Origin of the sequence: Acidovorax sp. NPDC077693, assembly GCF_044542805.1 — a bacterium.
Lineage (GTDB): Bacteria > Pseudomonadota > Gammaproteobacteria > Burkholderiales > Burkholderiaceae_C > Acidovorax.
Map to the genome: position 1 here is coordinate 13,489 of NZ_JBITVD010000003.1, position 22,821 is coordinate 36,309.

Here is a 22,821-nt window from a genome sequence, read left to right on the forward strand (position 1 = left end):
TTATCTCCAGGTTTTTTTCTTCTTCCACCGCCGCTCGCCCCGCACGCCTTCGTCCTTCATGCCCAGGTAGAACTCCTTGATGTCGTCCTTCTCGCGCAGGCGTTCGCAGCTGTCTTCCATCACGATGCGGCCGTTCTCCAGCACGTAGCCGTAGTCCGAGGCGTTGAGCGCCATGTTGGCGTTCTGCTCCACCAGCAAGATGGTGGTGCCGCGCTCGCGGTTGATGCGCACCACGATCTCGAAGATTTCCTTGGTGAGCTTGGGCGACAGGCCCAGGCTGGGCTCGTCGAGCAGGATGAGCTCGGGGTTGGCCATCAGCGCGCGCGAGATGGCCAGCATCTGCTGCTGCCCGCCCGACAGCAGGCCAGCGTCCTGCGCGGCGCGCTCCTTGAGGATGGGGAAGTAGCCGTACACCGTTTCGATGTCGCGCGCGACGGCATCGGTGTCGCTGCGGGTGTAGGCGCCCATGAGCAGGTTGTCGCGCACCGACAGCAGTGCAAACACCTCGCGCCCTTCGGGCACATGCATGAGGCCCCGGCGCACGATGGCCGCGGGGTCGCGCGCGGTGATGTCCTGGCCCTGGAACTCGATGGTGCCCTTGCGCGGGTCGATGATGCCGCTGATGGTCTTCAAGATGGTGGTCTTGCCCGCGCCGTTGCTGCCCAGCACGGCCGCGATCTCCCCGCGCCGCACCTGCAGGCTTACGCCGCGGATGGCCTTGATGGGGCCGTAGGCGCTCTCCACGTTCTGCAATTTCAGCAGGGGTTGGGGGTCGGCCACGGCCGCGGTGCCAGCGTTGTCGACGGCGAGAACGGCGCTCATGCCCGCACCCCCTGGCTGGAGCCTGCGGGGCGGCGCAGGTTGCTCACGTCGTCGATGGTGCCGAGGTAGGCCTCGATGACGCCGGGGTGCGACTGCACCTCGCGCGGCGTGCCCATCGCCACCACTTCGCCCTGGTTCATGGCCAGCACGCGGTCCGACACCTTGGAGACCAGCGACATGTCGTGTTCCACCATCAGCACGGTGATGCCGAGCTCGTGCTGGATGTCCTGGATCCAGAAAGCCATGTCGTCGGTCTCCTCCACGTTCAGGCCCGACGAGGGCTCGTCGAGCAGCAGCAGCTGGGGCTCGGTGCACAGCGCGCGCGCCAGCTCCACCACCTTGCGCACGCCGTACGGCAGGCCGGCCACCAGCGTGTCGCGGTAGTGCTGCAGGTCGAGAAAGTCGATGACCTGCTCCGCCTTCTCGCGGGCACGCACCTCGGCGTCGCGCACCTTGCGGGTGAAGAACATCTCGGCCCACACGCCGGTCTCGCGGCGCGTGTGGCGGCCGATCAGCAGGTTGTGCAGCACGCTCGCATGCTCGAACAGCTCGATGTTCTGGAAGGTGCGGGCGATGCCCAGGCCCGCCACCTTGTGCGGCGGCTGGTCAGTCAAAGGCAGCATGGCACCGCCCGGGCCCGCGTACGCGATGGTGCCGGTGGTGGGCGTATAGATGCGGCTGATGAGGTTGAACACCGTGGTCTTGCCCGCACCGTTGGGGCCGATGAGGGTGAACACCTCGCCCCGGCGCACGTCGAAGCTCACGTTGTTGACCGCCAGCACGCCGCCAAAGCGCACGCTGAGGTTCTGGGCGGTGAGCAGGATGTCGTCGTTCATTTCAGCCTGTCCGATTTTTGGAAGGACTTCTGCCGCTTGAACATCCCCCTGCGGTAGAACGGGAACATCTGCAGCCAGGTGCGCACCTTGAGCCAGCGGCCGTACAGGCCCATGGGCTCGAACAGCACGAACGCGATCAGCACCGCGCCATAAACCACGGCCTGCAGCCCCGGCGCCTGGCCGATGGCGGCGGGCAGCCAGTCCTTTGTGAGCGAAATCATCTGGGGCATGGTGATGAGGAAGATGGCCCCGAGGAACGCGCCATGCACCGACCCGAGCCCACCGATCACGATCATCAACAGCAGGTCGATGGACTGCAGGATGTTGAACTGGTCGGGCGAGATGAACTGCAGCTTGTGCGCATAGAGCGCACCGCCGATGCCGGCGAGGGCCGCCGAGATGGAAAACGACAGCGTCTTGTACCGCGCCAAGTGGATGCCCATGCTCTGCGCCGATATTTCCGAATCGCGGATCGCAACGAAGGCCCGGCCCGTGGAGGACCGCAGCAGGTTCAGGATGGCCAGCGTGCTGACCACGGCAATCACGAGACACAGAAAGTAGAACGACTCGGTGGATTCGAACTTGAACCCCCAGATTTCGGGTGGCACCAGGTGCTTGCCGGAGTTGCCACCGGTCACCGATTCCCACCGCGCGAACACCTCTTCGACGATGAACCCGAACGACAGCGTGGCCATGCCCAGGTAGATGCCCTTGACGCGCAGCGCGGGCAGTCCCACCACCACGCCCACGGCGGCCGACAGCCCCGCCGCGCAGGCCAGCGACAGCGCGAACGGCCAGCCCATGCCCGTGAGCACCGCCTGCGTGTACGCCCCCACGCCGAGGAAGGCCGCATGCCCCAGCGAGAACAGCCCCGTGAACCCCGCCAGCAGCATGAGCCCCAGGCCGACGATGGCGTAGATCAGCACGAAGGTGAGCTGCGCCAGCCAGTACTCGGGGGCCACCCAGGGAGCTGCGACCAGCGCCACGGCCAGCAGGCTGTACCAGAAGACATGCCCGCCATGTTTTGCCAGGCGCAGGTCTTGTTCGTACGAGGTCTTGAAAAGAAAGCGCATGGGGTCAGACTTTCTTTCTCAATTTTTCGCCGAACAGACCGTTGGGTTTGACCATCAGCATGATCAGCACCACGATGTACGCGGCCGTGTCCTTGAAGCCGTCGGGCAGGTAGAAGCCCGAGAGCGATTCGACGATACCGATGACCAGCCCGCCCACGATGGCGCCCGGCAGGCTGCCGAAGCCGCCCACCACGGCCGCCGGAAAGGCCTTGAGGCCGATCATCCCCATGTTGGCGTGCACGAAGGTGATGGGCGCGAGCAGCAGCCCCGCCACCGCGGCCACGGCGGCGGCCAGGCCCCAGGCCAGCCCGTTGAGCCGCTGCACGGGGATGCCCATGTAGTAGGCCGCCAACTGGTTCTGCGACGAGGCCTGCATCGCAATGCCCAGCTTGCTGTAGCGGAACATCGCGAACAGCAGCAGGCACAGCACGGCGGTGGCGCCAATGACCACCAGTTGCTCGGCGTTGAGCACCAGCGCCCCCACCCGCAGGGACATGTCCTTGTAGGGCACGGGCAGCGTGTGGGTCTCGGTGCCGATGTTGGGGATCATCGTCACCAGGCCGCGTAGCACATAGCCGATGCCGATGGTGAGCATGACGATGGAGAACGCGGGCTGGCCGAGGATGGGGCGGATGACGGCGCGCTCGAGCACGGTGCCGAAAAGGCCCATGGCCAGGATGCTCGCGATCACCGCCACCCAGAACGGAAAGCCCAGCACCGTCATGAGCGCCAGTCCGCAGAACGCGCCCAGCATCATGAGTTCGCCCTGCGCGAAGCTCACGGTTTCGGTGGCCTTGTAGATCAGCACGAAGCCCAGCGCGATCAGCCCGTAGATGCACCCCTGGGAGACACCACTGATCAACAGTTGCACGAATTGCACACGGGCTCTCCCGAAGAGGACTGACGCAGATCGGACGGGGGCAACGCGCAGGGCCTTGGACATGCGGTGTGTCCGTCCTGGTCTGCGTGGGCCTTGGCAGATATTTATACAAAGCGATTGCTTTGCATAAATAATGGTGCACGTGCTGCGGGCGCACCGCACTCGGGGCTAACCCTGATGGCGCGTCCAGGGGCATGGAGTGCGGGGGGCCGCGGCGCATATTGACGCAGCCCGGTGCACGGCGCAATAAGGGTTGCGGCCTAGGCGGGCTCGGGTTGCCGGGGTGGGCACCGATCGCGGTATCGGGCGTGTCAGCGGTGTTGGTCGCGTCGGGGCGCGCTGCAGGCGCCATGCAGGCGGCCTGGAGAGGCTTGGGTGGCCTGGTGGCGCACCGGCGCGGGCCTCGGGATCGCTCGCGCGCTCATGGAGTGCCGTGTCGCGTGGGTGACATGAAGCGGCTTCGCTCAGCTGCGCGCAACGTTGCGATCCGTCCTGCTCGATCGCTGCAGGACGGGGGCGGGCGTACCGCAGAGAGAGTTCTTTAAGAAAAAATAGCCGCTACCGCTTTATCACCAAGCGCTGTAAGCTATGAAAATAGTAGCATCCACGGTGCAGGCCTCTTCACGAAGCGCTGGCGCCACCGCACAGGAGCCGAACAGGAACCGCATGAGCAAGACCAACCACACCACGCCCTCTGCCGCCGAGCCGCGCGCGTTCGAGCCGGAGTTCATCACCGGGCTCAAGGCCATCTTCGAAGAGAAGATCGTGTTCAACCAGGTGCTGGGCCTGAAGGTCACGAGCCTCAGGCCCGACGGCGTGACCGGCCGCATCGACATGAAGCCCGAGCTGGTGGGGCACTACGCGTACAACCGCATCCACGGCGGCGTGATCAGTGCGGGCCTGGATGCGATGGGCGGCCTGGCCGTGATGGCCGCCATCGGTGCCAAGCACATGGACGAGCCGCCGGAGCAGCGCCTGCACCGCTTTGCCAAGCTGGGCACCATCGACCTGCGCATCGACTACCTGCGCCCGGGCATCGGCAGCCATTTCGAGCTGCGCGCCAACGTGCTGCGCCTGGGCTCGCGCGTGGCCAGCACCCGCATGGAATTCCTGGGGCCGGACGGCGAGATCATGTCGGCGGGAGCGGCTGCGTACATCGTGTCGTAGCGGGCTGCGCGCTCGCCAGCAGGGGCAGGGGCAGGGCGCGATCGGGTGGCTTGGCTCCAGCGCTGCAATGTCTGCAGTTCAACCCGGCGCAGCGTTCACCGCCGAATGTGTGATCCCGCAAGCCTTGCAAGTGCATGCAACGAGAGAACCGTTTGGTTACCGTTCTTGCGTAACGAAGGCATCTTTCCCTACACACGGTCCCTACGATGACTTCTTTTCAAGGAGATCTGATGGCCGTGCAAAACCCCTTCTTTGGCAAGCGTGAACCCGAATCGTTCCAACCCCGCCACAGCGCCACCACTTCCACACCGACCCCCTCTACCTCCGCCGGCCTGACGGGCACGGCGGCGACCAGCGGGCTCAATGCGCAGGCGCTGTCGGGCTCTGCGGCCAAGTCGCCCACCGACACCACGGGCAGCAAGCTCACGGTGGGCCCCAACATTAAGCTCAAGGGCGTGGAGATCACCGATTGCGACACGCTCGTGGTCGAAGGCACGGTCGAGGCCACCATGGATTCGCGCGTGATCCAGATCTCCGAGAACGGCGCCTTTCGCGGCTCGGCCGAGATCGACATCGCCGAGATCCATGGCGAGTTCAACGGCACGTTGACCGTGCGCCAGAAGCTCGTGATCTACAGCACGGGCAAGGTCAACGGCAAGATCCGCTACGGCAAGCTCGTGGTGGAAGAGGGCGGCCAGCTGGCGGGCGAGATCGAAGCCGGTTTTGCCAGCGGCGCATCATCGCCGTCGAGCGCGCAGCGCACGGCATCCGCGCCCCTGCGGGCTGAGCCCACTGCCATGGCGGCCTGATCGCTGCGCCGCCTTGGCGGCGTCGGCGTCCCTCTGCCGCAAGGCAACCACCCATCCAGGCACCCGCGATGGCCCAGCCAACGGGCTGGCGTTCATCGCAACGGGTGCTTGTTGATTGGCGCCTGTGCCCCTGCGCCGCGCGCCTGGGGGCCCGATGCGCAGGGTTGCCAGGTGCCGGCCCCGGTGGTGCCCCAGCGCTGCGATGACCCAGCGCTGCCCCAGTAGCATCCGTGTGGCTATTGCTCCGCTGCCGCAGGCGGCTGCGTGAGCTTGGGCACGGACCGCGGGCGGCCTTGTTCGTCGATGGCCACGTAGGTCAGGCGGGCCTCGGTCACCTTCACATACCGGCCCTGTTCGGCAAAACGCTCGGCATACACCTCCACCTCGACCGTGATCGAGGTGTTGCCCACGCGCGTGATGGCCGAGCAGAACGACAGGATGTCGCCCACCCGCACGGGCTGCTTGAAGATGAATTCGTTGACCGCCACCGTGGCCATGCGGCCCTGCACGTAGCGCGCGGGCAGCACGGAGCCCGCCAGATCCACCTGCGCCATCACCCAGCCGCCGAAGATGTCGCCGTTGGCGTTGCAGTCCGCGGGCATGGGGATGACCTTGAGCACCAGCTCCTTGTCTGTGGGCAATGCGGCGGGTGGTGGGCTGAAGATGGCAGACATGGGCAAAATCCCGGATAGATAAAAAAACAACCGGAATTGTCCCCCATGCGCCGCACCGGCGAATCCACCTCCCCTCTCCCCACGCCCCCGGGCGCCGCCGCAGCGGCCTCCACGCAGTCCGACTGGTCCACGCTCTCCCGCCTGTTCCCCTACCTGTGGCAGTACAAGTGGCGCGTGCTCGCGGCCCTGCTGTTCATGGTGGGGGCCAAGGTGGCCAACGTGAGCGTGCCGCTGTTGCTCAAGAACCTGGTCGATGCGATGAGCATCAAGCCCGGCGACCCCACGGCGGTGCTGGTGGTGCCGGTGGGCCTGCTGGTGGCCTACGGGCTGCTGCGCCTGTCCACCTCGCTGTTCACCGAGCTGCGCGAACTGGTGTTCTCGCGCGCCACGCAGGGCGCCACGCGCAGCATTGCGCTGGCCACGTTCGAGCACCTGCATGCGCTGAGCCTGCGTTTTCACCTGGAGCGGCAGACCGGTGGCATGACGCGCGACATCGAGCGCGGCGTGAAGGGCATCGAGTCGCTGATCTCGTACTCGCTCTACAGCATCGTGCCCACGCTGATCGAGGTGGTGCTGGTGCTCACCATCCTGGCCGTGAAGTTCGACGCCTGGTTCGCCTGGATCACGCTGTGCGCGCTGGGCCTGTACATCCTGTTCACCGTGACGGTGACCGAGTGGCGCACCAAGTACCGGCGCGAGGCCAACGAGCTCGATTCGGCCGCACACACCAAGGCGGTGGATTCGCTGCTGAACTACGAGACGGTCAAGTACTTCAACAACGAGGGCTTCGAGGCGCGGCGCTACGACGAGAGCCTGGACCGCTACCGCCGATCGCGCATCAAGGCGCAGTTCACGCTGTCGCTGCTCAACACCGGCCAGCAGCTCATCATCGCGGTGGGCCTGGTGGCCATGCTGTGGCGTGCCACGCAGGGCGTGGCGGCGGGCACCATGACGCTGGGCGACCTGGTCATGGTCAACGCCTACATGATCCAGCTGTACATCCCGCTCAACTTCCTGGGCGTGATCTACCGCGAGATCAAGCAGAACCTGACCGACCTGGACAAGATGTTCACCTTGCTCGACCGCGAGCGCGAGGTGGCCGATGCCCCCGGCGCGCAGCCCCTGGCAGGGCTGGACCAGCCCACGGTGCGCTTCGAGGACGTGCACTTCGCCTACGACCCCCAGGGCGGCCGCACCATCCTGCACGGCGTGAGTTTCGAGATCCCGGCCGGCAAGACGGTGGCGGTGGTGGGGCCGTCGGGCTCGGGCAAGAGCACGCTGGCGCGGCTGCTGTTCCGCTTCTACGACATCCAGCAGGGCCGCATCACCATCGCCGGCCAGGAGATCCGCGGCGTGACACAGGCCAGCGTGCGCCAGGCCATCGGCATCGTGCCGCAGGACACCGTGCTCTTCAACGACACCGTGGCCTACAACATCGCCTATGGCCGCCCGGGCTCCACACAGGACGAGGTGGAGGCCGCGGCCCGCTCGGCGCGCATCCACGACTTCATCGCCAGCGCGCCCAAGGGCTACGGCACCATGGTGGGCGAGCGCGGGCTCAAGCTGTCGGGTGGCGAAAAGCAGCGCGTGGCCATCGCGCGCACGCTGCTCAAGAACCCGCCCATCCTCATCTTCGACGAGGCCACCTCGGCGCTGGACTCGGCCAACGAGCGCGCCATCCAGGCCGAACTGCAGAGCGTGGCGCAGAACAAGACCACGCTGGTGATCGCGCACCGCCTGTCCACCGTGGTGGACGCGCACGAGATCCTGGTCATGGAGTCGGGCCGCATCATCGAGCGCGGCACGCATGCGCAGCTGCTGTCGCAGCGCGGGCGGTATTCGAGCATGTGGGCGCTGCAGAATGAGAGCTCCCCCTGAAGCGCTTCGCGCTATCCCCCAGAGGGGGACGCCACCGGTGGCCCGGCAGAGCCGGTTCCACGGTGGCGCTGGTGGGGCCGCGCTCGTGGCATGCGTCGGTGGGGTGACTGACCGTCGCCTGCCTCTGTGGCAGCCCTTGTTTTGCTCCGTCGTTTTCTGTTCCTCGTTCATCCTGTTCCATCCGCTCCCATGAAACCTGTCCTGCTTGCCCTCATGTTCCTGTCCGAAGAACACCGCGCCCAGATGGCGCAGTCGTTCGAGGTGATCTATGCGCCTGACGCGGCGCAGGCTGCGGCGGCGATAGCCGGGCATGGCGCGCGCATCACGGTGGTGCTGACCATCGGCGCCACGGGCCTGTCGGCGGCGCAGATCGATGCGCTGCCGCAGGTGTCGCTGATCTGCGCGCTGGGCGCGGGCTACGAGAACATCGCGGTGGCGCATGCCAAGGCGCGTGGCATCGTGGTGGCCAACGGCGCGGGCACCAATGACGACTGCGTGGCCGACCATGCGTTCGGGCTGCTGATCGCCACCGTGCGTGGCATCCCCAAGCTGGACGGCCTCACGCGCCAGGGCGTGTGGCGCACGGCGCTGCCGCTGCCGCCCAACGTGTCGCACAAGCGGCTGGGCATCATCGGCCTGGGCACCATCGGCAAGAAGATCGCCCAGCGCGCGCTGGGCTTCGAGATGGAGGTGGGCTACCACAACCGCAGTGCGCGCAGCGATGTGGCCTACCGTTACTTCGCCGACGTGGCGGCGCTCGCCGGGTGGGCGGATTTTCTGATCGTGGCCACGCCCGGCGGCGCGGGCACGCAGCATCTGGTCGATGCGCAGGTGCTGCGGGCTTTGGGCCCGGGCGGCCATGTGGTCAACATCGCGCGCGGCAGCGTCATCGACACCGCCGCGCTGGCTCAGGCGCTGCGCGATGGCACCATCGCAGGCGCGGGCCTGGACGTGTACGAGAGCGAGCCTGCGCCGCCGGCCGAACTGACCGGCCTGGACACCGTGGTGCTCACCCCCCACGTCGCCGGCTGGTCGCCCGAGGCGGTGCAGGCGTCGGTGGACCGCTTCCTGGAGAACGCGCGCCGGCACCTGGCGGGCGAGGCGCCGGTGTCTCCGATCTGAATCACGGCCAGATGGATATCTGGCCGTGATTCACTACGCACCTGGGCAACAAGTGCCAGCGGCTAGTGAATTGGCGTGGCGGTAACAGGGTTGTAGACGTGGTGTTGCTCTGTAGTGCTATTTGCGCTACATGGCTACAATGTGCGCATGACTGCCCTCACCGTTCATCCCCTGTCGTTGCGCCTGGCCACCGGCGACCTGGCCATCATCGACCGCGCCGCCGCGCTGCGCGGTCGGTCGCGCACCGAGTTCATGCGCGATGCCGCCGTGCGGGCTGCGGAAGAAGCGTTGCTCGAAGCCCTGCCCATCCGCATGAGTCCCGAGGGCTTCGAGGCCTTTCTGTCCGTGCTCGCCGAGCCCGGTACGCCCGTGCCGGAGATGGTGCAGACGCTGCAGCGCACCGCGCCCTGGGAACGCACCCCGTGAAGATCGAAGGGCCGCAGGCCCTGACGGCCCAGCACGAGGTGTCGTCGTTCTCGTGCGGCCACCCCGCGCTCGACCGCTGGCTGCACACCCGCGCGCTGTCCAACCAGCAAAAGGGCTTCACGGCCGTGGTCGTCGTGCATGTGCAGGGCCGCGTGGTGGGTTTTTACGGCCTGTCGCCCACGGCGGTGCTGCCCGTGCAACTGCCGCGCTCCGTCCGCACCGGCCAGCCGCCCGATCCGGTGCCCTGCCTGCTATTGGGGCAACTGGCCACCGACAGCCGCTGGGCCGGGCAGGGTGTGGGTACAGGCTTGGTCAAGCATGCCTTGCAGCGCAGCGTGGCAGCGGCCCAGCTCATCGGTGGCCGTGCTCTGGTCGTTCACGCTGTGGATGAGGGTGCCGCCGCATTCTGGACGCGGCGGGGCTTCATCGCTTCACGCGACGACCCGCTGGTGCTGTTTCGGTCCATGGCGGACATCGCGGCATCGGTGGCGGCTGCGGATGGTGCTGCATGAGGGCGAGCAATCAGCAGCAGATGCAGCCAGCCTTGATGGCGATGAAAAGTCAGCCAATGAGCTGGAAGAGAGAAGCACCATGGACCTGAAAGCCCTGCAAACCCGGTTGCGAGAGTTCGCTGCCGAGCGCAACTGGCAGCCGTTCCACACACCCAAGAACCTGTCGATGGCGCTGATGGTGGAGGCGGCCGAGCTGGCCGAGATCTTCCAGTGGATGACGCCAGAGCAGTCCCTGGCCGCGCGCGACGACCCGGCGCTCACGGAGCCCATCGCCGACGAGGTGGCCGACGTGCTGCTGTACCTGCTGCAGATCGCCGACCACGCGGGCGTGGACCTGCACGCTGCGGTGGAGCGCAAGCTGGTGAAGAACGCGGTGAAACACCCTCCACCCAAAGCCCCCAACCTGTGACACACGAAAAAAGAGCTGCTACCGCTTGATAGACAAGCGCCAGCAGCTCCTTTTTTGATAGCGTCAGCTTATTTGCGCGCCGCAATCGCCTTCTCGGCAGCCGTCACCAGGTCGGCGCCGATCTGGCCCTTCCACTTGTCGTACACCGGGCGTGTGACCTTCACGAACGCGGCGCGCTCGGCGGCGGAGAGCTGCGTCACGGTCACGCCGTTGGCGGCGATGTCCTTGAGCAGGGGCTTGTCGGCCTCGACCATGCCCTTGCGTGCGATGGCGATCTCTTCCTTGCCGGCGTCGATGGCGGCCTGCTTGACGATTTCGCGGTCGGCAGGGGTCCAGGAGGCCCAGATGTCCTTGTTGACCACGAAGATCAGCGGGTCGTTCACGTAGCCCCACATCGTCACGTGTTTTTGCGCCACGGTGTGCAGCTTGGCGGCCATGTAGACGGCGATGGGGTTCTCCTGGCCGTCCACGGCGCCGCTGGCAAAGGCGGGCTGTGCGTCGGCCCAGCTCATTTGCGTAGGGTTGGCGCCCAGCGCGGTGAAGGTGTCCAGGAACAGGGGCGAGCCCACCACGCGGATCTTCAGGCCCTTCAGGTCCTCGGGCGTCTTGATGGCCTTCTTGGAGTTGGAGATTTCGCGGTAGCCGTTCTCGCCCCAGGCGAGCGGCACCACGCCGGCCTTGTCCAGCGTCGCGAAGATCTGCTTGCCCACGTCGCCCTGCGTCACCGCGTCCACCGCTGCGTAGTCGGGGAACAGGAAGGGCAGCGAGAACAGGTTCAGTTGCTTGACCTGGGGCGACCAGTTGATGGTGGAGCCCACGGCCATGTCGATCACGCCCTGGCGCAGTGCGGAGAATTCGCGCGTCTGGTCGCCCTGGATCAGCGAGACGCCGGGGTACAGCTTGATGTTGATGCGGCCGCTGGTGCGCTCGCGGACCTTGTTGGCCCACAGTTCGCCGCCCTTGCCCCAGGGGAAGGCGGTGCCCAGCACCAGCGACATACGGTACTCGCTCTTGTAGGCGGTCTGTGCGATGGCGGCAGGGGCCGTGAAGGCCAGGGCCGCTGCGGCGGCCACGGCCGAGGTCAGGAAGGTGCGCAGTTTCATGGTGTCAGTCTCCTTGTAGAAATCGATGGGTCAATGCGTCAGTCAGTCAATGCAATGCGTCGGTACGGCGGTCAGTCGGTCAGTCGGTCAGTAGCCCAGCTTGGCGGGCAGCCACAGCGCCAGCTGCGGGAAGGCGATCACCAGCACCATCACGAGGAACATGGCGAGCAGCATCCAGCCCACCCAGCGCACGGTCGACTCCATGCGCACGCCCGCGATGCGGCACGAGACCATGAGGTTCACCGCCAGCGGCGGGGTGAACTGGCCCAGGGCCACCTTCAGGGTCAGGATCACGCCGAACCAGACCGGGTCCCACTTGTAGAACTGCATGATGGGCAAGAGCAGCGGCACGAAGATCAAGAAGATCGAGATGCCGTCGAGGAACATGCCCACGGTGATCAGCAGCACGATGAGCAGCGCCAGCACGCCGTACTCGCCCAGGCCCGAGTTCACGATGGCGTTGGCCACCGGGTCGATCACGCCCAGCGTGGACAGCGAATACGCAAAGATGCCCGCCAGCGACACCACGATGAGGATCACCGCCGACAGCTCGCCCGATTCGCGCAGGATGGGGAACAGGTCGCGCACCTTGATCGTGCGGTGGATCACCATGCCCACGAACAGGCCGTAGAACACGGCCACCACGGCGGCCTCGGTGGGCGTGAACCAGCCGGCGCGCATGCCGCCCAGGATCAGCACCGGTGCGGCCAGGCCCCAGGTGGCCTCGCGCAGGCTCTTCCAGAACGGGGGGCGGGGCATCGTGGCCTCCAGCGCGCCCATCTTGTGCTTGCGGGCCATCCACACGGCCGGCACGATGAGTGCGATACCGGCCAGGATGCCGGGGATCATGCCGGCTGCGAACAGCGCCGGCACCGAGGCGCCCGGCACCAGCACCGAGTAGATGATGAACGCGACCGAGGGCGGGATCAGGATGTCGGTGGCGGCTGCAGCCCCCACCACGCTGGCCGAAAACGAGGGCGGGTAGCCCGCGCGCGACATGGCGGCGATCATCACGCCGCCCACGGCGGCGGCGTTGGCCGGGCCCGAGCCCGAGATGCCCCCGAGGAACATGGCCACGGCAATGGCCACCAGCGGCAGCATGCCCGGACCGCGCCCGACGATGGCCACGGCGAAGTTCACGAGGCGCAGCGCCACGCCCGAGCGGTCGAAGATGGAGCCCACCAGCACGAACATCGGGATGGCCAGCAGTGGGTACTTGCCCAGGCCCGCGTAGAAGTTCTGCGGCACGGCCAGCAGGCCGAACCACTGGCTGTCGGCATTGGCCAGGGCGATGGCGGCGGCGCCTGCCAGGCCCAGGGCGGCGCCAATCGGCACGCCCACGAACATCAGGCCCAGAAAGGCCACGAACAGGAGCGTGGCGATCATGGCTGGGCGTCCTGGGCGGCGGCGTCGGAACGGCGCGCTTCGCGGTTGCGGCGCACCAGCAGGCCCACGGCGCGGGCCGCGATCAGCGTGGAGAGCACCGGCAGCCAGATGGAATACCACCACTGCGGAACGCCGATGCCGGGCGAGGTCTCGCCAAAGCGGTAGTCGTCCCACACCACGCGCACGCTCAACACCGCGATCAGCCCGAACAGCACGGCCACGCAGATGGCGCCCAGCTGGGCCAGGCGCTTGCTGCGCATTGCCGAGCCGCCTTCTGCGAAGTACTCGATGCGGATGTGCTGGTCACGCGCCACCGCAGCCGAGCCGGCCACCAGGGCCAGCACGATCATCAGAAAGACCGAGATCTCTTCCGTCCAGGCAAAGGACGAATTGGTGAAGTAGCGCACCAGCACGTTGGCGAAGGTGATGAGCGCCAGCGCCGCCATCACGATGACGGTGAGCCAGTCTTCCAGCCGCAGGGAGCGCGGCTCGGATTCGGGGCTCTCGGCAGCCACGGGTGCCGCGTCGGGGGCCTTGGCCCCCGAAGGAAAAGAGGAGGACATTGGAGCGGGGAGCAGGGGTGGAGGAGAACAAACAGGCGAATGCTGGTCGATGGCTCTGCCCGGCAGTGTTGTGCACCAGGGGCTGGCGGCATGCCCCGAGGGCAAACAGGCGCGGTGGGCGCTGCTCGGTATTATGCGATGTGTTGCTAAGTGTGCACACCAATGGTGCGCGCGGTAAGCGCTAGGTAAACCCTCATATCCCCGCACTGCGCTGGCCGGGCCCCGCGCCGATAATGTGCCGATGGAAACCAAGTGGCTTGAAGATTTCGTCAGTCTTGCGGAAACGCGCAGCTTCAGCCGCTCCGCCCAGCTCCGGCATGTAACGCAGCCCGCCTTTTCGCGGCGCATCCAGGCGCTGGAGGCCTGGGCAGGCACCGATCTGGTGGACCGCAGTTCCTACCCCACCCGCCTGACGCCGGCCGGCAAGACCCTGTACGACCAGGCGCTGGAAATGCTGCAGGCCCTGCAGAACACCCGGGCCATGCTGCGGGCGCACACCAGTGCCGGCAAGGACATGATCGAGTTCGCGGTGCCGCACACTCTGGCGTTCACGTTCTTCCCCGCCTGGGTATCGAGCCTGGCCGACAAGTTCGGCCCGTTCAAGAGCCGGCTCATCGCGCTGAACGTGCACGACGCCGTCATGCGCCTGGTGGAGGGTGGCTGCGACCTGCTGATCGCCTACCACCACCCGTCGCAGCCGTTTCAGCTCGATGCCGACCGCTACGAGATGGTCAGCCTGGGCCAGGAGGTGATCTCCCCCTACAGCAAGGCCGATGCCGACGGCCAGCCGCTGCACCGCCTGCCGGGCCGCTCGGGCCAGCCCCTGCCGTACCTGGGCTACGCGCCCGGTGCCTACCTGGGGCGGGTGACGGAACTCATCCTCAAGGAGTCCGGCACCCCCATCCATCTGGACCGCGTGTACGAGACCGACATGGCCGAGGGCCTCAAGGCCATGGCGCTCGAAGGCCACGGCGTGGCCTTCCTGCCGCACAGCGCGGTGAAGAAGGAACTGCGCGCCCGGCGCCTGGTGAGCGCGGCCCCGCCGGACACCGACGGCCTGCAGATGACCATGGACGTGCGGGCCTACCGCGAAAAGCCGGGCGGCAAAGAGGCGCCCAAGAGCACGGCCCAGGCGCTGTGGACCTACCTCCAGGCGCAGGCAGGGTCATGCTAAGGGTAACTACGGATATAAACACTTTGCATAGTTGCGCCCGCAAACGGCATTGGAGTTTCATGGTAACGACACGTACAGTTCGCGCCATCGCTGGGTCGGGCACTGCAGAACGTGTCAAGCGCTAGATGGCACGAAGATTGCAGATCCGGTTCATTCACTCAACGGGGCATCGCATGAAAGTACAGCAATGGGGATTCGCCGCAGGCCTTGCAGGCCTGTGCTGCGCGCTGGCGCTGCCCGTGCAGGCTGCCACCGTCCTGGAGCGGATCAGCGCCGGCGGCAAGCTGGTGATCGCCCACCGCGACTCGTCCGTCCCCTTCTCGTACGTGGATTCCAAGACCGGCAAGCCCGTGGGCTATGCGGTGGACCTGTGCCTGCGCCTGGCCGATGTGGTGCGCAAGAAGACCGGCAAGAAGGACATGGAAGTGGAGTTCGTGGCCGTCACGTCCGCCAACCGCATCGCGATGATCGAAGAAGGCAAGGCGGACATGGAGTGCGGCTCCACCACCAACAACGCCGAGCGGCGCCAGAAAGTGGCGTTCACCATCCCCCATTTCATCACCGGTGCGCGCCTGCTGGTCAAGGCCATGAGCCCGATCGACAAGGTGGAAGACCTCAACGGCAAGAAGCTGGTGTCCACCAAGGGCACCACGCCGCTCAAGGCCGCCGACCAGGCCAACCGGGAGCGCCTGATGGGTATCACCATCGTGGAGGCGCCCGACCACGCCAAGGCGGTGGACATGGTCGAAAAGGGCGAGGCCGATGCCTTCGTGATGGACGACGTGCTGCTGTACGGCTTGGCCGCGGGCCGGCCGGACCCCAAGGCGCTCAAGGTGGTGGGCCGGTTCATGACCACCGAACCCCTGGCGATCATGCTGCCCAAGAACGACCCCGAATTCAAGAAGCTGGTGGATGAGGAAATGCGCCGCATGATCACCAGCCGCGACATCTACCCCGTTTATGACAAGTGGTTCAACAAGCCGATCCCCCCGACCGGCACGGTGCTGAACCTTCCCGTCAGCTATTTGCTGCGGGACTTCTGGAAATACCCTACTGACCAGGTTCCGTTCTGACTAACAATCCTGGTTGAGTACCCTTTCCGGAATGCTCTGCCTGCCGGCCACCCCGGCCTGTGCGGAGCCCTAAAATTCCCCTCTGTCCTTTCGCTTCACATACAAGGAGATTCTCATGAAGAAGCATTTGCTCGCGGTTGCTGTGACCGCCCTCGCTGCAGGTAGCGCCTTTGCGCAAGCCACGGATACCCTGGCCAAGATCAAGGCCTCGGGCAGCGTGACGCTCGGCGTGCGGGAGTCTTCGGGTCTTTCCTACACCCTGGGCAACGGCAAGTACGTCGGCTTTCACACGGAAATGGGTGAAATCGTCCTGCACGACGTTCAAAAGCAACTGGGCCTGCCCAAGCTGGACATCAAGTACCAGCCCGTGACCTCGCAAAACCGCATCCCCCTGGTGACCAACGGTACCGTGGACCTGGAGTGCGGCTCCACCACCAACAACGCCGCCCGCCAGAAGGACGTGGCGTTCGCCGTGACCACCTACGTGGAAGAAGTGCGCACCGTGGTGAAGGCCAACTCCGGCATCGCCTCGATCAAGGACCTGGCTGGCAAGACCGTGGCTACGACCACGGGCACCACTTCGGTGCAGACCCTGCGCAAGCATGAGCGCGCTGGCGGCATCGACTTCAAGGAAGTCTTCGGCAAGGACCACGCCGACAGCTTCCTGATGCTGGAAACCGGCCGTGCCGACGCCTTCGTGATGGACGGCTCGATCCTGGCTGCCAACATCTCCAAGTCCAAGAACCCTGCCGACTACAAGATCGTTGGCGAAGTGCTGTCGGTGGAACCCATCGCCTGCATGCTGCGCAAGGACGACGCCGCCTTCAAGAAGGCTGTGGACGACTCCATCAAGCGCCAGATCGCCGACGGCTCGCTGGCCAAGCTGTACGACAAGTGGTTCATGCAACCCGTGCCACCGACCAACACCAAGATCGGCCTGCCGATGTCGGATGCTACCAAGGCTGCCTGGGCATCGCCTAACGACAAGCCCATGGAAGACTACGCCAAGAAGTAATCTTCGCTGAGCTTGTGCCCCTTCGGCCAACCGGTTCGAGGGGGCTTTTTTGTTGGGCTGCGCCTGCGGGTCAGCCCAACGCCTTTCCAAGAATTAAAGGGGTGCTCCTATGAGTTGGGATTGGCAGGTGTTCTGCCAGGACACCATGGACAGGGAAGTCGTGCAAAGCTGCTTTGGCAAAGGCGGCGACATCACGTACCTGGACTGGATGCTGTCGGCCTGGGGCTGGACGGTGTCTGTTTCGTTGCTGGCCCTGGTGCTGGCGCTTGTGTTGGGTTCTTTCATCGGCACGCTGCGGACCTTGCAGGACCGGCCGATGATCGTTCGGCTGGGCAATGCCTGGGTCGAGCTGTTTCGCAATATTCCGCTGCTGGTCCAGATCTTCCTCTGGTACCACGTCCTGCCGAGCCTGTTCCCGGTGCTCCGAGGCGTTCCCGGCTTCGCACTCGTGGTGCTGGCCCTGGGCTTCTTCACCTCGGCGCGTATCGCCGAACAAGTGCGTTCGGGCATCCAGACACTGCCGCGCGGCCAGCGCTATGCGGGCATGGCGGTGGGCTTCACCACCTTCCAGACCTACCGCTATGTGCTGCTGCCCATGGCGTTTCGCATCATCATCCCGCCGCTCACCAGCGAGACGATGAACATCTTCAAGAACTCGTCGGTGGCGTTCGCCGTGTCGGTGGCCGAACTCACGATGTTCGCCATGCAGGCGCAGGAAGAGACTTCGCGCGGCATCGAGGTGTACCTGGCTGTGACGGCGCTCTACGTCATGTCGGCATTCGCGATCAACCGGATCATGGCGTTCATCGAAAAACGCGTGCGCATCCCCGGCATGGTCGTGGCCAGCGGCGGCGGAGGTCACTGATATGAATCTCGACCTTTCCTTCTATAACTGGGACCTGATCTCCAACTTCGTGCTCAAGGGGCTGTACTTCAGCCTGTTGCTCACGGCTGTCGCCACCGTCGGTGGCGTGTTCTTCGGGACCCTGCTGGCGCTGATGCGCCTGTCGGGCAAGAAGTGGCTGGATGTGCCCGCCACCATCTACGTCAACGGCATGCGCTCCATTCCGCTGGTGATGGTGATCCTGTGGTTCTTCCTCTTGGTGCCTGCCATCATCGGACGGCCCATCGGCGCCGAGGTGTCGGCCATCATCACCTTCATCGCCTTCGAGGCCGCGTACTTCAGCGAGATCATGCGGGCGGGCATCCAGTCCATCCCGCGCGGCCAGGTGCATGCCGGCCAGGCGCTGGGCATGACGTATGGCCAGAACATGAAGCTCGTGGTGCTGCCGCAGGCGTTCCGCAACATGCTGCCGGTGCTGCTCACGCAGACCATCATCCTGTTCCAGGACACGTCGCTGGTCTACGCCATCGGTGCTTACGACATGCTCAAGGGCTTCGAAGTGGCCGGCAAGAACTTCGGCCGCCCCATCGAGGCTTACCTGGCGGCTGCCGTCCTGTACTTTGTGATGTGCTACGCGCTGTCCTGGATGGTCAAGCGCCTGCACAAGAAGATCGCCATTATTCGGTAGCCCCCTGAGTCGCCTTCGGCGCCTTCCCCCGAGCGGGACGACGCCAGTGGGCTGGCAAAGCCAGTTCCACGGCATCGTCGCATGGGGCCGGATCGGCCCCATGCGCGGCGCCCTGAACCAGTGACGAGAGAAGAGATTGGAGAAAGAAATGATCGAACTCAAGAACGTATCCAAGTGGTATGGCCCCGTGCAGGTGCTCAACGAATGCTCGGCCACCATCAACAAGGGTGAGGTGGTGGTGGTGTGCGGCCCGTCGGGCTCGGGCAAGTCCACGCTGATCAAGACCATCAACGCGCTGGAGCCCTTCCAGAAGGGCGAGATCACGGTCGATGGCATCCGCCTGCACGACCCCAAGACGGACCTGCCCAAGCTGCGCAGCCGCGTGGGCATGGTGTTCCAGCATTTCGAGCTGTTCCCCCACCTGTCGGTGACGGAGAACCTGACGATCGCGCAGGTCAAGGTGCTGGGCCGCAGTGCGGACGACGCCAAGAAGCGTGGCCTCAAGATGCTTGAACGCGTGGGCCTGATGGCACACAAGGACAAGTTTCCGGGCCAGCTGTCGGGCGGCCAGCAGCAGCGCGTGGCCATTGCCCGTGCGCTGTCGATGGACCCCATCGTGATGCTGTTCGACGAACCCACGTCCGCGCTCGACCCCGAAATGGTCGGCGAAGTGCTGGACGTGATGGTGGGCCTGGCCAACGAAGGCATGACCATGATGTGCGTGACCCACGAGATGGGCTTCGCCCGCAAGGTGAGCAACCGCGTGATCTTCATGGACGTGGGCGGCAAGATCCTGGAGGACTGCTCCAAGGACGACTTCTTCAACAACCCGGACGCCCGCCAGCCCCGCACGAAGGACTTCCTCAACAAGATCCTGGCGCACTGACCGGTGCGCCCGCATTGCATCGCAGCCCTTCGGGTGCGATGCGGTGGATTCCACAAAGGCGCCTTCGGGCGCCTTTGTTTTGAGCGCCGCACCTGTCCGCCAACGGCAGTGGGCGCGCCGCGCGCTTGCGCTTTCCCGCTACTTGCGTGATGTCCTGCGCACCGGCTGCTCGGCCACGATGAGCTGCTGGTCCTCCACATCCTTCCACAGCGTGTCCCTGCGCTTGAGCGCCTCGGACACCTGGGCATGCCGAAGCTGCGCGACGGCCGAGACCAGGGCATTGCAGACGAAGAACGCGGCGGTGTATGAATCAAACGGCGATGCGTTGGACGTGCGCACCTGCACGAGGTGCCGCGCCAGCGCCGCCAGCGGGGCGGCCGGGCTGTCGGTGATGGCCAGCACCTGCGCGCCCGCGTCGCGAAAGCGCTGGGCCACCTTCACCGGCCCGCTGGCGTAGCGGCGGATGCTGAAGACGAGCAGCGTGTCCTCGGGCTGCACCCACAGCAGCTGGTCGGTGGCGGCCACCGCACCGGCACCCAGTTCGTGCACGCCCGGGCGGCACATGTTCAGGTGCAGCGCCAGCCACGCGGCCACGGGGGCGCTGTTGATCTGCGCCAGCACGAAGATCCGCCCCTCGGTCTGGGCGATGCGCCGGGCCATCGCTTCGAAAGCCGCCATGTCCAGGCTGTCGCGGGTGGCGGTGATGTTGTGCTGGTCGTGCAGCAAAGCATCGTCCACGCACTGCGGCAGGCTGCGCTCGGTGCCGATGGTCACCGGGGCGCGCTGGCCGGCCGTCTGCAGCAGGGCGGTGACTTCGCCGCGCGCCTCGCGCTGGGCCTCGGCATAGCTCGCGTAGCCCAGCTTGGCGAACAGCCGCACCACGGTCGACGCGCTGGTGCCATTGCGCGCGGCCAGGGCTGTGGCCGACTCGAGCAGCGCGTGCGGGTAGTCGCGCCCCAGGGCCTCGGCCAGGGCGCGTTCGCTGGCGGTCAGCTCTGCGCTCTGCCGCGCCAGGCGCTCGGTCAGCAGGCCTGTGGATGCTTGCAATGATGATTTCATTGATGTCTCTTTTGTGAAAAACGTATTGCAAACACGAACGCCGCATGCAACACTTCACCCCAGATTCGCGCCCCGACTCCGGGGCAAAACCTGAGGATTGAGATGCAGGATACCCTTGAAAACCAAGGCTTGGCGGTGCGCCAGCGCATTCTGGACTGGCTGGCTGGCCAATCCCAAGCCATGCAAGATCTGTTGCAAAAAGTCGTGAACATCGACAGCGGCAGCCGCGACGAGCCAGGTGTGACAGCGGTGGCCATCGCCCTGCGCGAGCGGCTGGAGGCCGCCGGCGTGGCCGTGCGGTTCGAGCCCGTGCCGGGCTATGGCGTGCTGCTGCACGCCCACGTTCCCGGCGCCGCCGACGGCCCGCCCATCGTGCTCATGGGCCACATGGACACCGTGTTTCCTGTCGGCACCGTGGCGCGGCGCCCGTTTCGTGTGGAGGATGGCCGTGCCTACGGCCCCGGCGTGGCCGACATGAAGTCGGGCCTGGTGATGAACGTGTTCGTGGCCGAGGCGTTTGCGCGCTGCGGCGGGCTCAAAGGGCCGCTGCAGCTGTTCTTTTCGTGCGACGAGGAGATCGGCTCGCCCGTCACGCGCGAGCGCATCATGGCCCAGGCGCGCGGCGTCAAGGCGGTGCTCAATGCCGAGCCCGGCCGCGTCAGCGGCAACCTGGTGACGAGCCGCAAGGGCTCGATGGTGGTGGAGTTCGAGGTGGAGGGCGTCGCCGCCCACGCCGGCATCAACCACGCGGCGGGCGCGAGCGCCATCGAGGCGCTGGCCCGCAAGACGCTGGCGCTGCATGCACTGACCGACCCCGCCACGGGCACCACCGTCAACGTGGGCGTGGTGCACGGCGGCATCGTGCCCAACATGGTGGCGCCGCACGCCAAGGCCGAGGTGGACCTGCGCTTCACCTCCGACACCGATCCGGAGGCACTGCTTCAGAAGGTGCGCGCCATCGTCGAGGAAGAGTCCGTGCCGCGCACCCAGGGCCGCATCACCGAATCGCGCCGCACGCTGCCCATGAAGCCCACGCCCGACGCGCTGCTGGCGCTGTACCAGCGCGGCGCGCTGTCGTTGGGCTTCGAGGTGCAGGGCGAGTTCACCGGGGGCGCGGCGGACAGCGGCCTGACCGCATCGGTGGGCGCGCCCACGCTGTGCGGCACCGGCCCCGTGGGCGGCCACCCGCACACCGAGCGCGAGTACTGCGAGCTGTCCACCTTCGTGCCGCGCGCGCAGGCCGTGGCGCTGGCGGTGCTCGACCACCCCTGAACCATTCCGCGCCCATCCGCTTATCCGTACAAGTCAGCACAGGTCCGCCGATGCCGCTGCGCCGACGCTCCATCCCCATTCCAGTTTCCTGAAAGTAGACCCATGTCCTTTGCCTCGCAAACTCCCCGCCGTCGCGTTCTTTCCGCCAGCCTGGCGCTGGGCCTGGCGGCCATGGCCGGCCTGGCACCACTGGCCGTGCAGGCCGACGAGAAATACCCTTCGCGCCCGATCACGCTCGTGGTGCCGTTCCCGCCCGGCGGGTCGGTGGACATCATGGCGCGCCAGTATTCCGAGCCCCTGTCCAAGGTGCTGGGCGTGCCCATCGTGGTGGAGAACCGTGCCGGCGCGGGCGGCTCTGTGGGTGCGCTGTACGTGGCGCGTGCCAAGCCCGATGGCTACACGCTGGTCGTGTCGTCGCAAAGCAGCCACCTGGCCAACCCGCTGACCCAGCCCAAGGTGGGCTACGACCCGGTCAAGGACTTCGAGAACATCGCCATCCTGGGCCGCCAGCCCAACGCACTGGTGGTGCACAGCAGCCTGCCGTTCAAGACGTTCGCCGAGTTCGTGGCCTACGCCAAGAAGAATCCCGGCAAGCTCAACTACGGCAGCGGCGGCGTGGGCAGCATGGGCCAGCTCAACGTCGAGATGTTCAAGGCCGCGACCGGCGCCTTCACCACGCACATCCCGTACCGCGGCGGCACGCCGCTGATCACGGCGGTGCTGGCCAACGAGGTGCAGTTCATCCTGGACAACCTGGTCATCATGCTGCCCCACGTCCAGGCGGGCAAGGTGCGCGCCCTCGCCGTCGCGTCAGACCAGCGCCTGCCGCAGCTGCCCGACGTGCCCACGCTGGCCGAAGTGGGCTACCCCGAGCTCAACCTCACGTCCTGGACCGGCCTGGCCGCGCCCGGCGGCACGCCCGACGCCGTGGTGCAGACGCTGTACAAGGCCGTGCGGCAGGTGGCCACGTCGCCTGCCATGGTCGCCAACCTCAAGGACCGCGGCGTGATCGCGCCCGAGGAAATGACCCCCGCCCAGTTCGAGAAGATGATGTCCGAGCGCCTGGTGAAATTCGGCGAAGTGGTGCGCAAGGTCGGCATCACGGCGGAGTGACCTGCCGGCGCCAGGGCTGGTGTGCGGGATACGCGGT

General features: G+C 66.2%; 24 protein-coding genes. 15 read left to right on the forward strand and 9 right to left on the reverse strand.

Annotated features, from left to right (window positions below):
• The 4 genes from ACIGHN_RS04070 to ACIGHN_RS04085 are packed head-to-tail and all read right to left on the reverse strand — an operon-like array spanning window position 1 to window position 3,611.
• On the reverse strand, window positions 1–822 hold the full coding sequence (locus ACIGHN_RS04070) for an ABC transporter ATP-binding protein (protein ID WP_056163951.1): 822 nt from the start codon (window positions 820–822) through the stop codon (window positions 1–3).
• Window positions 819–1,658 (reverse strand): ABC transporter ATP-binding protein, encoded by an 840-nt coding sequence (locus ACIGHN_RS04075; protein WP_056416607.1) that lies wholly within the window; start codon window positions 1,656–1,658, stop codon window positions 819–821. Before ACIGHN_RS04075 ends, ACIGHN_RS04070 begins: the two co-directional genes overlap by 4 nt.
• Window positions 1,655–2,731, reverse strand: coding sequence for a branched-chain amino acid ABC transporter permease (locus tag ACIGHN_RS04080; protein ID WP_396503382.1), 1,077 nt, complete (start codon window positions 2,729–2,731; stop codon window positions 1,655–1,657). The genes ACIGHN_RS04075 and ACIGHN_RS04080 overlap by 4 nt, the downstream gene beginning before the upstream one ends.
• A 4-nt stretch (window positions 2,732–2,735) precedes the next feature.
• Complete coding sequence (locus ACIGHN_RS04085; RefSeq protein ID WP_056163944.1) at window positions 2,736–3,611, reverse strand: branched-chain amino acid ABC transporter permease; 876 nt, start codon at window positions 3,609–3,611, stop codon at window positions 2,736–2,738.
• A 666-nt stretch (window positions 3,612–4,277) separates the two neighbouring features.
• Between ACIGHN_RS04085 and ACIGHN_RS04090 the strand changes: the two genes are divergently transcribed.
• Entirely contained in the window at window positions 4,278–4,778 is a 501-nt protein-coding gene (locus ACIGHN_RS04090; protein ID WP_396503383.1) for a thioesterase family protein, read from the forward strand.
• A 230-nt stretch (window positions 4,779–5,008) separates the two neighbouring features.
• Window positions 5,009–5,587 carry a polymer-forming cytoskeletal protein gene (locus ACIGHN_RS04095; protein WP_396503384.1) on the forward strand — a complete coding sequence of 193 codons (579 nt, stop codon included), beginning with the start codon at window positions 5,009–5,011 and terminating at the stop codon, window positions 5,585–5,587.
• A 236-nt stretch (window positions 5,588–5,823) separates the two neighbouring features.
• Here the strand turns inward: ACIGHN_RS04095 and ACIGHN_RS04100 are convergent, their stop codons facing one another.
• Entirely contained in the window at window positions 5,824–6,261 is a 438-nt protein-coding gene (locus tag ACIGHN_RS04100) for an acyl-CoA thioesterase (protein WP_056416595.1), read from the reverse strand.
• Window positions 6,262–6,306: 45 nt separating this feature from the next.
• Between ACIGHN_RS04100 and ACIGHN_RS04105 the strand changes: the two genes are divergently transcribed.
• The 5 genes from ACIGHN_RS04105 (at window position 6,307) to ACIGHN_RS04125 (ending at window position 10,608) form a co-directional block, all read left to right on the forward strand.
• Window positions 6,307–8,139 (forward strand): ABCB family ABC transporter ATP-binding protein/permease, encoded by a 1,833-nt coding sequence (locus ACIGHN_RS04105; RefSeq protein WP_396503385.1) that lies wholly within the window; start codon window positions 6,307–6,309, stop codon window positions 8,137–8,139.
• 189 nt (window positions 8,140–8,328) lie between these two features.
• Window positions 8,329–9,261: a 2-hydroxyacid dehydrogenase gene (locus ACIGHN_RS04110; protein WP_396503386.1), complete on the forward strand. Its 933-nt coding sequence runs from the start codon at window positions 8,329–8,331 to the stop codon at window positions 9,259–9,261.
• A 147-nt stretch (window positions 9,262–9,408) separates the two neighbouring features.
• A complete protein-coding gene (locus tag ACIGHN_RS04115) occupies window positions 9,409–9,687 on the forward strand; it encodes a DUF1778 domain-containing protein (protein WP_056163928.1) in 279 nt (92 codons plus the stop codon).
• Complete coding sequence (locus ACIGHN_RS04120; RefSeq protein ID WP_056163925.1) at window positions 9,684–10,199, forward strand: GNAT family N-acetyltransferase; 516 nt, start codon at window positions 9,684–9,686, stop codon at window positions 10,197–10,199. Before ACIGHN_RS04115 ends, ACIGHN_RS04120 begins: the two co-directional genes overlap by 4 nt.
• Before the next feature lie 79 nt (window positions 10,200–10,278).
• Window positions 10,279–10,608, forward strand: coding sequence for a nucleotide pyrophosphohydrolase (locus ACIGHN_RS04125; RefSeq protein WP_396503387.1), 330 nt, complete (start codon window positions 10,279–10,281; stop codon window positions 10,606–10,608).
• 68 nt (window positions 10,609–10,676) lie between these two features.
• Here ACIGHN_RS04125 and ACIGHN_RS04130 read toward each other — a convergent pair whose 3' ends face one another.
• From ACIGHN_RS04130 to ACIGHN_RS04140, 3 genes are all read right to left on the reverse strand, one after another.
• Window positions 10,677–11,711, reverse strand: a complete 1,035-nt coding sequence (locus ACIGHN_RS04130; RefSeq protein WP_396503388.1) for a DctP family TRAP transporter solute-binding subunit — start codon at window positions 11,709–11,711, stop codon at window positions 10,677–10,679.
• An 87-nt stretch (window positions 11,712–11,798) separates the two neighbouring features.
• Window positions 11,799–13,097 (reverse strand): TRAP transporter large permease, encoded by a 1,299-nt coding sequence (locus ACIGHN_RS04135; RefSeq protein ID WP_396503389.1) that lies wholly within the window; start codon window positions 13,095–13,097, stop codon window positions 11,799–11,801.
• Window positions 13,094–13,660, reverse strand: coding sequence for a TRAP transporter small permease (locus ACIGHN_RS04140; RefSeq protein WP_396503390.1), 567 nt, complete (start codon window positions 13,658–13,660; stop codon window positions 13,094–13,096). Before ACIGHN_RS04140 ends, ACIGHN_RS04135 begins: the two co-directional genes overlap by 4 nt.
• A gap of 241 nt (window positions 13,661–13,901) precedes the next feature.
• On the opposite strand from ACIGHN_RS04140, the gene ACIGHN_RS04145 reads away from it, so the two are divergent.
• The 6 genes from ACIGHN_RS04145 (at window position 13,902) to ACIGHN_RS04170 (ending at window position 19,340) form a co-directional block, all read left to right on the forward strand.
• Window positions 13,902–14,834, forward strand: a complete 933-nt coding sequence (locus ACIGHN_RS04145; protein WP_056163913.1) for a LysR family transcriptional regulator — start codon at window positions 13,902–13,904, stop codon at window positions 14,832–14,834.
• 173 nt (window positions 14,835–15,007) lie between these two features.
• Window positions 15,008–15,907 (forward strand): amino acid ABC transporter substrate-binding protein, encoded by a 900-nt coding sequence (locus ACIGHN_RS04150; protein WP_056416578.1) that lies wholly within the window; start codon window positions 15,008–15,010, stop codon window positions 15,905–15,907.
• 115 nt (window positions 15,908–16,022) lie between these two features.
• Window positions 16,023–16,922: an amino acid ABC transporter substrate-binding protein gene (locus tag ACIGHN_RS04155; protein ID WP_056416576.1), complete on the forward strand. Its 900-nt coding sequence runs from the start codon at window positions 16,023–16,025 to the stop codon at window positions 16,920–16,922.
• Window positions 16,923–17,031: 109 nt separating this feature from the next.
• A complete protein-coding gene (locus ACIGHN_RS04160) occupies window positions 17,032–17,787 on the forward strand; it encodes an amino acid ABC transporter permease (protein ID WP_056163901.1) in 756 nt (251 codons plus the stop codon).
• A gap of 1 nt (window position 17,788) precedes the next feature.
• Entirely contained in the window at window positions 17,789–18,454 is a 666-nt protein-coding gene (locus ACIGHN_RS04165) for an amino acid ABC transporter permease (protein WP_056416573.1), read from the forward strand.
• 148 nt (window positions 18,455–18,602) lie between these two features.
• Window positions 18,603–19,340, forward strand: a complete 738-nt coding sequence (locus ACIGHN_RS04170; protein ID WP_056416571.1) for an amino acid ABC transporter ATP-binding protein — start codon at window positions 18,603–18,605, stop codon at window positions 19,338–19,340.
• A gap of 138 nt (window positions 19,341–19,478) precedes the next feature.
• On the opposite strand, the gene ACIGHN_RS04175 is transcribed toward ACIGHN_RS04170, so the two are convergent.
• Entirely contained in the window at window positions 19,479–20,399 is a 921-nt protein-coding gene (locus tag ACIGHN_RS04175; RefSeq protein ID WP_396503391.1) for a MurR/RpiR family transcriptional regulator, read from the reverse strand.
• A 102-nt stretch (window positions 20,400–20,501) separates the two neighbouring features.
• On the opposite strand from ACIGHN_RS04175, the gene ACIGHN_RS04180 reads away from it, so the two are divergent.
• Together ACIGHN_RS04180 and ACIGHN_RS04185 are read left to right on the forward strand one after the other, a co-directional pair.
• Window positions 20,502–21,671 carry a M20 family metallopeptidase gene (locus tag ACIGHN_RS04180; protein WP_396503392.1) on the forward strand — a complete coding sequence of 390 codons (1,170 nt, stop codon included), beginning with the start codon at window positions 20,502–20,504 and terminating at the stop codon, window positions 21,669–21,671.
• 102 nt (window positions 21,672–21,773) lie between these two features.
• Window positions 21,774–22,784 (forward strand): Bug family tripartite tricarboxylate transporter substrate binding protein, encoded by a 1,011-nt coding sequence (locus ACIGHN_RS04185; protein ID WP_396503393.1) that lies wholly within the window; start codon window positions 21,774–21,776, stop codon window positions 22,782–22,784.
• The last annotated feature ends 37 nt before the right edge of the window (window positions 22,785–22,821 follow it).

Coding starts and splice junctions, on each gene's coding strand:
- ACIGHN_RS04140 (WP_396503390.1), bottom strand. CDS start 13,660: ATGTCCTCCTCTTTTCCTTCGGGGGCCAAGGCCCCCGACGCGGCACCC.
- ACIGHN_RS04135 (WP_396503389.1), bottom strand. CDS start 13,097: ATGATCGCCACGCTCCTGTTCGTGGCCTTTCTGGGCCTGATGTTCGTG.
- ACIGHN_RS04180 (WP_396503392.1), top strand. CDS start 20,502: ATGCAGGATACCCTTGAAAACCAAGGCTTGGCGGTGCGCCAGCGCATT.
- ACIGHN_RS04070 (WP_056163951.1), bottom strand. CDS start 822: ATGAGCGCCGTTCTCGCCGTCGACAACGCTGGCACCGCGGCCGTGGCC.
- ACIGHN_RS04165 (WP_056416573.1), top strand. CDS start 17,789: ATGAATCTCGACCTTTCCTTCTATAACTGGGACCTGATCTCCAACTTC.
- ACIGHN_RS04095 (WP_396503384.1), top strand. CDS start 5,009: ATGGCCGTGCAAAACCCCTTCTTTGGCAAGCGTGAACCCGAATCGTTC.
- ACIGHN_RS04100 (WP_056416595.1), bottom strand. CDS start 6,261: ATGTCTGCCATCTTCAGCCCACCACCCGCCGCATTGCCCACAGACAAG.
- ACIGHN_RS04090 (WP_396503383.1), top strand. CDS start 4,278: ATGAGCAAGACCAACCACACCACGCCCTCTGCCGCCGAGCCGCGCGCG.
- ACIGHN_RS04105 (WP_396503385.1), top strand. CDS start 6,307: ATGCGCCGCACCGGCGAATCCACCTCCCCTCTCCCCACGCCCCCGGGC.
- ACIGHN_RS04160 (WP_056163901.1), top strand. CDS start 17,032: ATGAGTTGGGATTGGCAGGTGTTCTGCCAGGACACCATGGACAGGGAA.
- ACIGHN_RS04155 (WP_056416576.1), top strand. CDS start 16,023: ATGAAGAAGCATTTGCTCGCGGTTGCTGTGACCGCCCTCGCTGCAGGT.
- ACIGHN_RS04130 (WP_396503388.1), bottom strand. CDS start 11,711: ATGAAACTGCGCACCTTCCTGACCTCGGCCGTGGCCGCCGCAGCGGCC.
- ACIGHN_RS04185 (WP_396503393.1), top strand. CDS start 21,774: ATGTCCTTTGCCTCGCAAACTCCCCGCCGTCGCGTTCTTTCCGCCAGC.
- ACIGHN_RS04075 (WP_056416607.1), bottom strand. CDS start 1,658: ATGAACGACGACATCCTGCTCACCGCCCAGAACCTCAGCGTGCGCTTT.
- ACIGHN_RS04145 (WP_056163913.1), top strand. CDS start 13,902: ATGGAAACCAAGTGGCTTGAAGATTTCGTCAGTCTTGCGGAAACGCGC.
- ACIGHN_RS04125 (WP_396503387.1), top strand. CDS start 10,279: ATGGACCTGAAAGCCCTGCAAACCCGGTTGCGAGAGTTCGCTGCCGAG.
- ACIGHN_RS04170 (WP_056416571.1), top strand. CDS start 18,603: ATGATCGAACTCAAGAACGTATCCAAGTGGTATGGCCCCGTGCAGGTG.
- ACIGHN_RS04080 (WP_396503382.1), bottom strand. CDS start 2,731: ATGCGCTTTCTTTTCAAGACCTCGTACGAACAAGACCTGCGCCTGGCA.
- ACIGHN_RS04175 (WP_396503391.1), bottom strand. CDS start 20,399: ATGAAATCATCATTGCAAGCATCCACAGGCCTGCTGACCGAGCGCCTG.
- ACIGHN_RS04110 (WP_396503386.1), top strand. CDS start 8,329: ATGAAACCTGTCCTGCTTGCCCTCATGTTCCTGTCCGAAGAACACCGC.
- ACIGHN_RS04115 (WP_056163928.1), top strand. CDS start 9,409: ATGACTGCCCTCACCGTTCATCCCCTGTCGTTGCGCCTGGCCACCGGC.
- ACIGHN_RS04150 (WP_056416578.1), top strand. CDS start 15,008: ATGAAAGTACAGCAATGGGGATTCGCCGCAGGCCTTGCAGGCCTGTGC.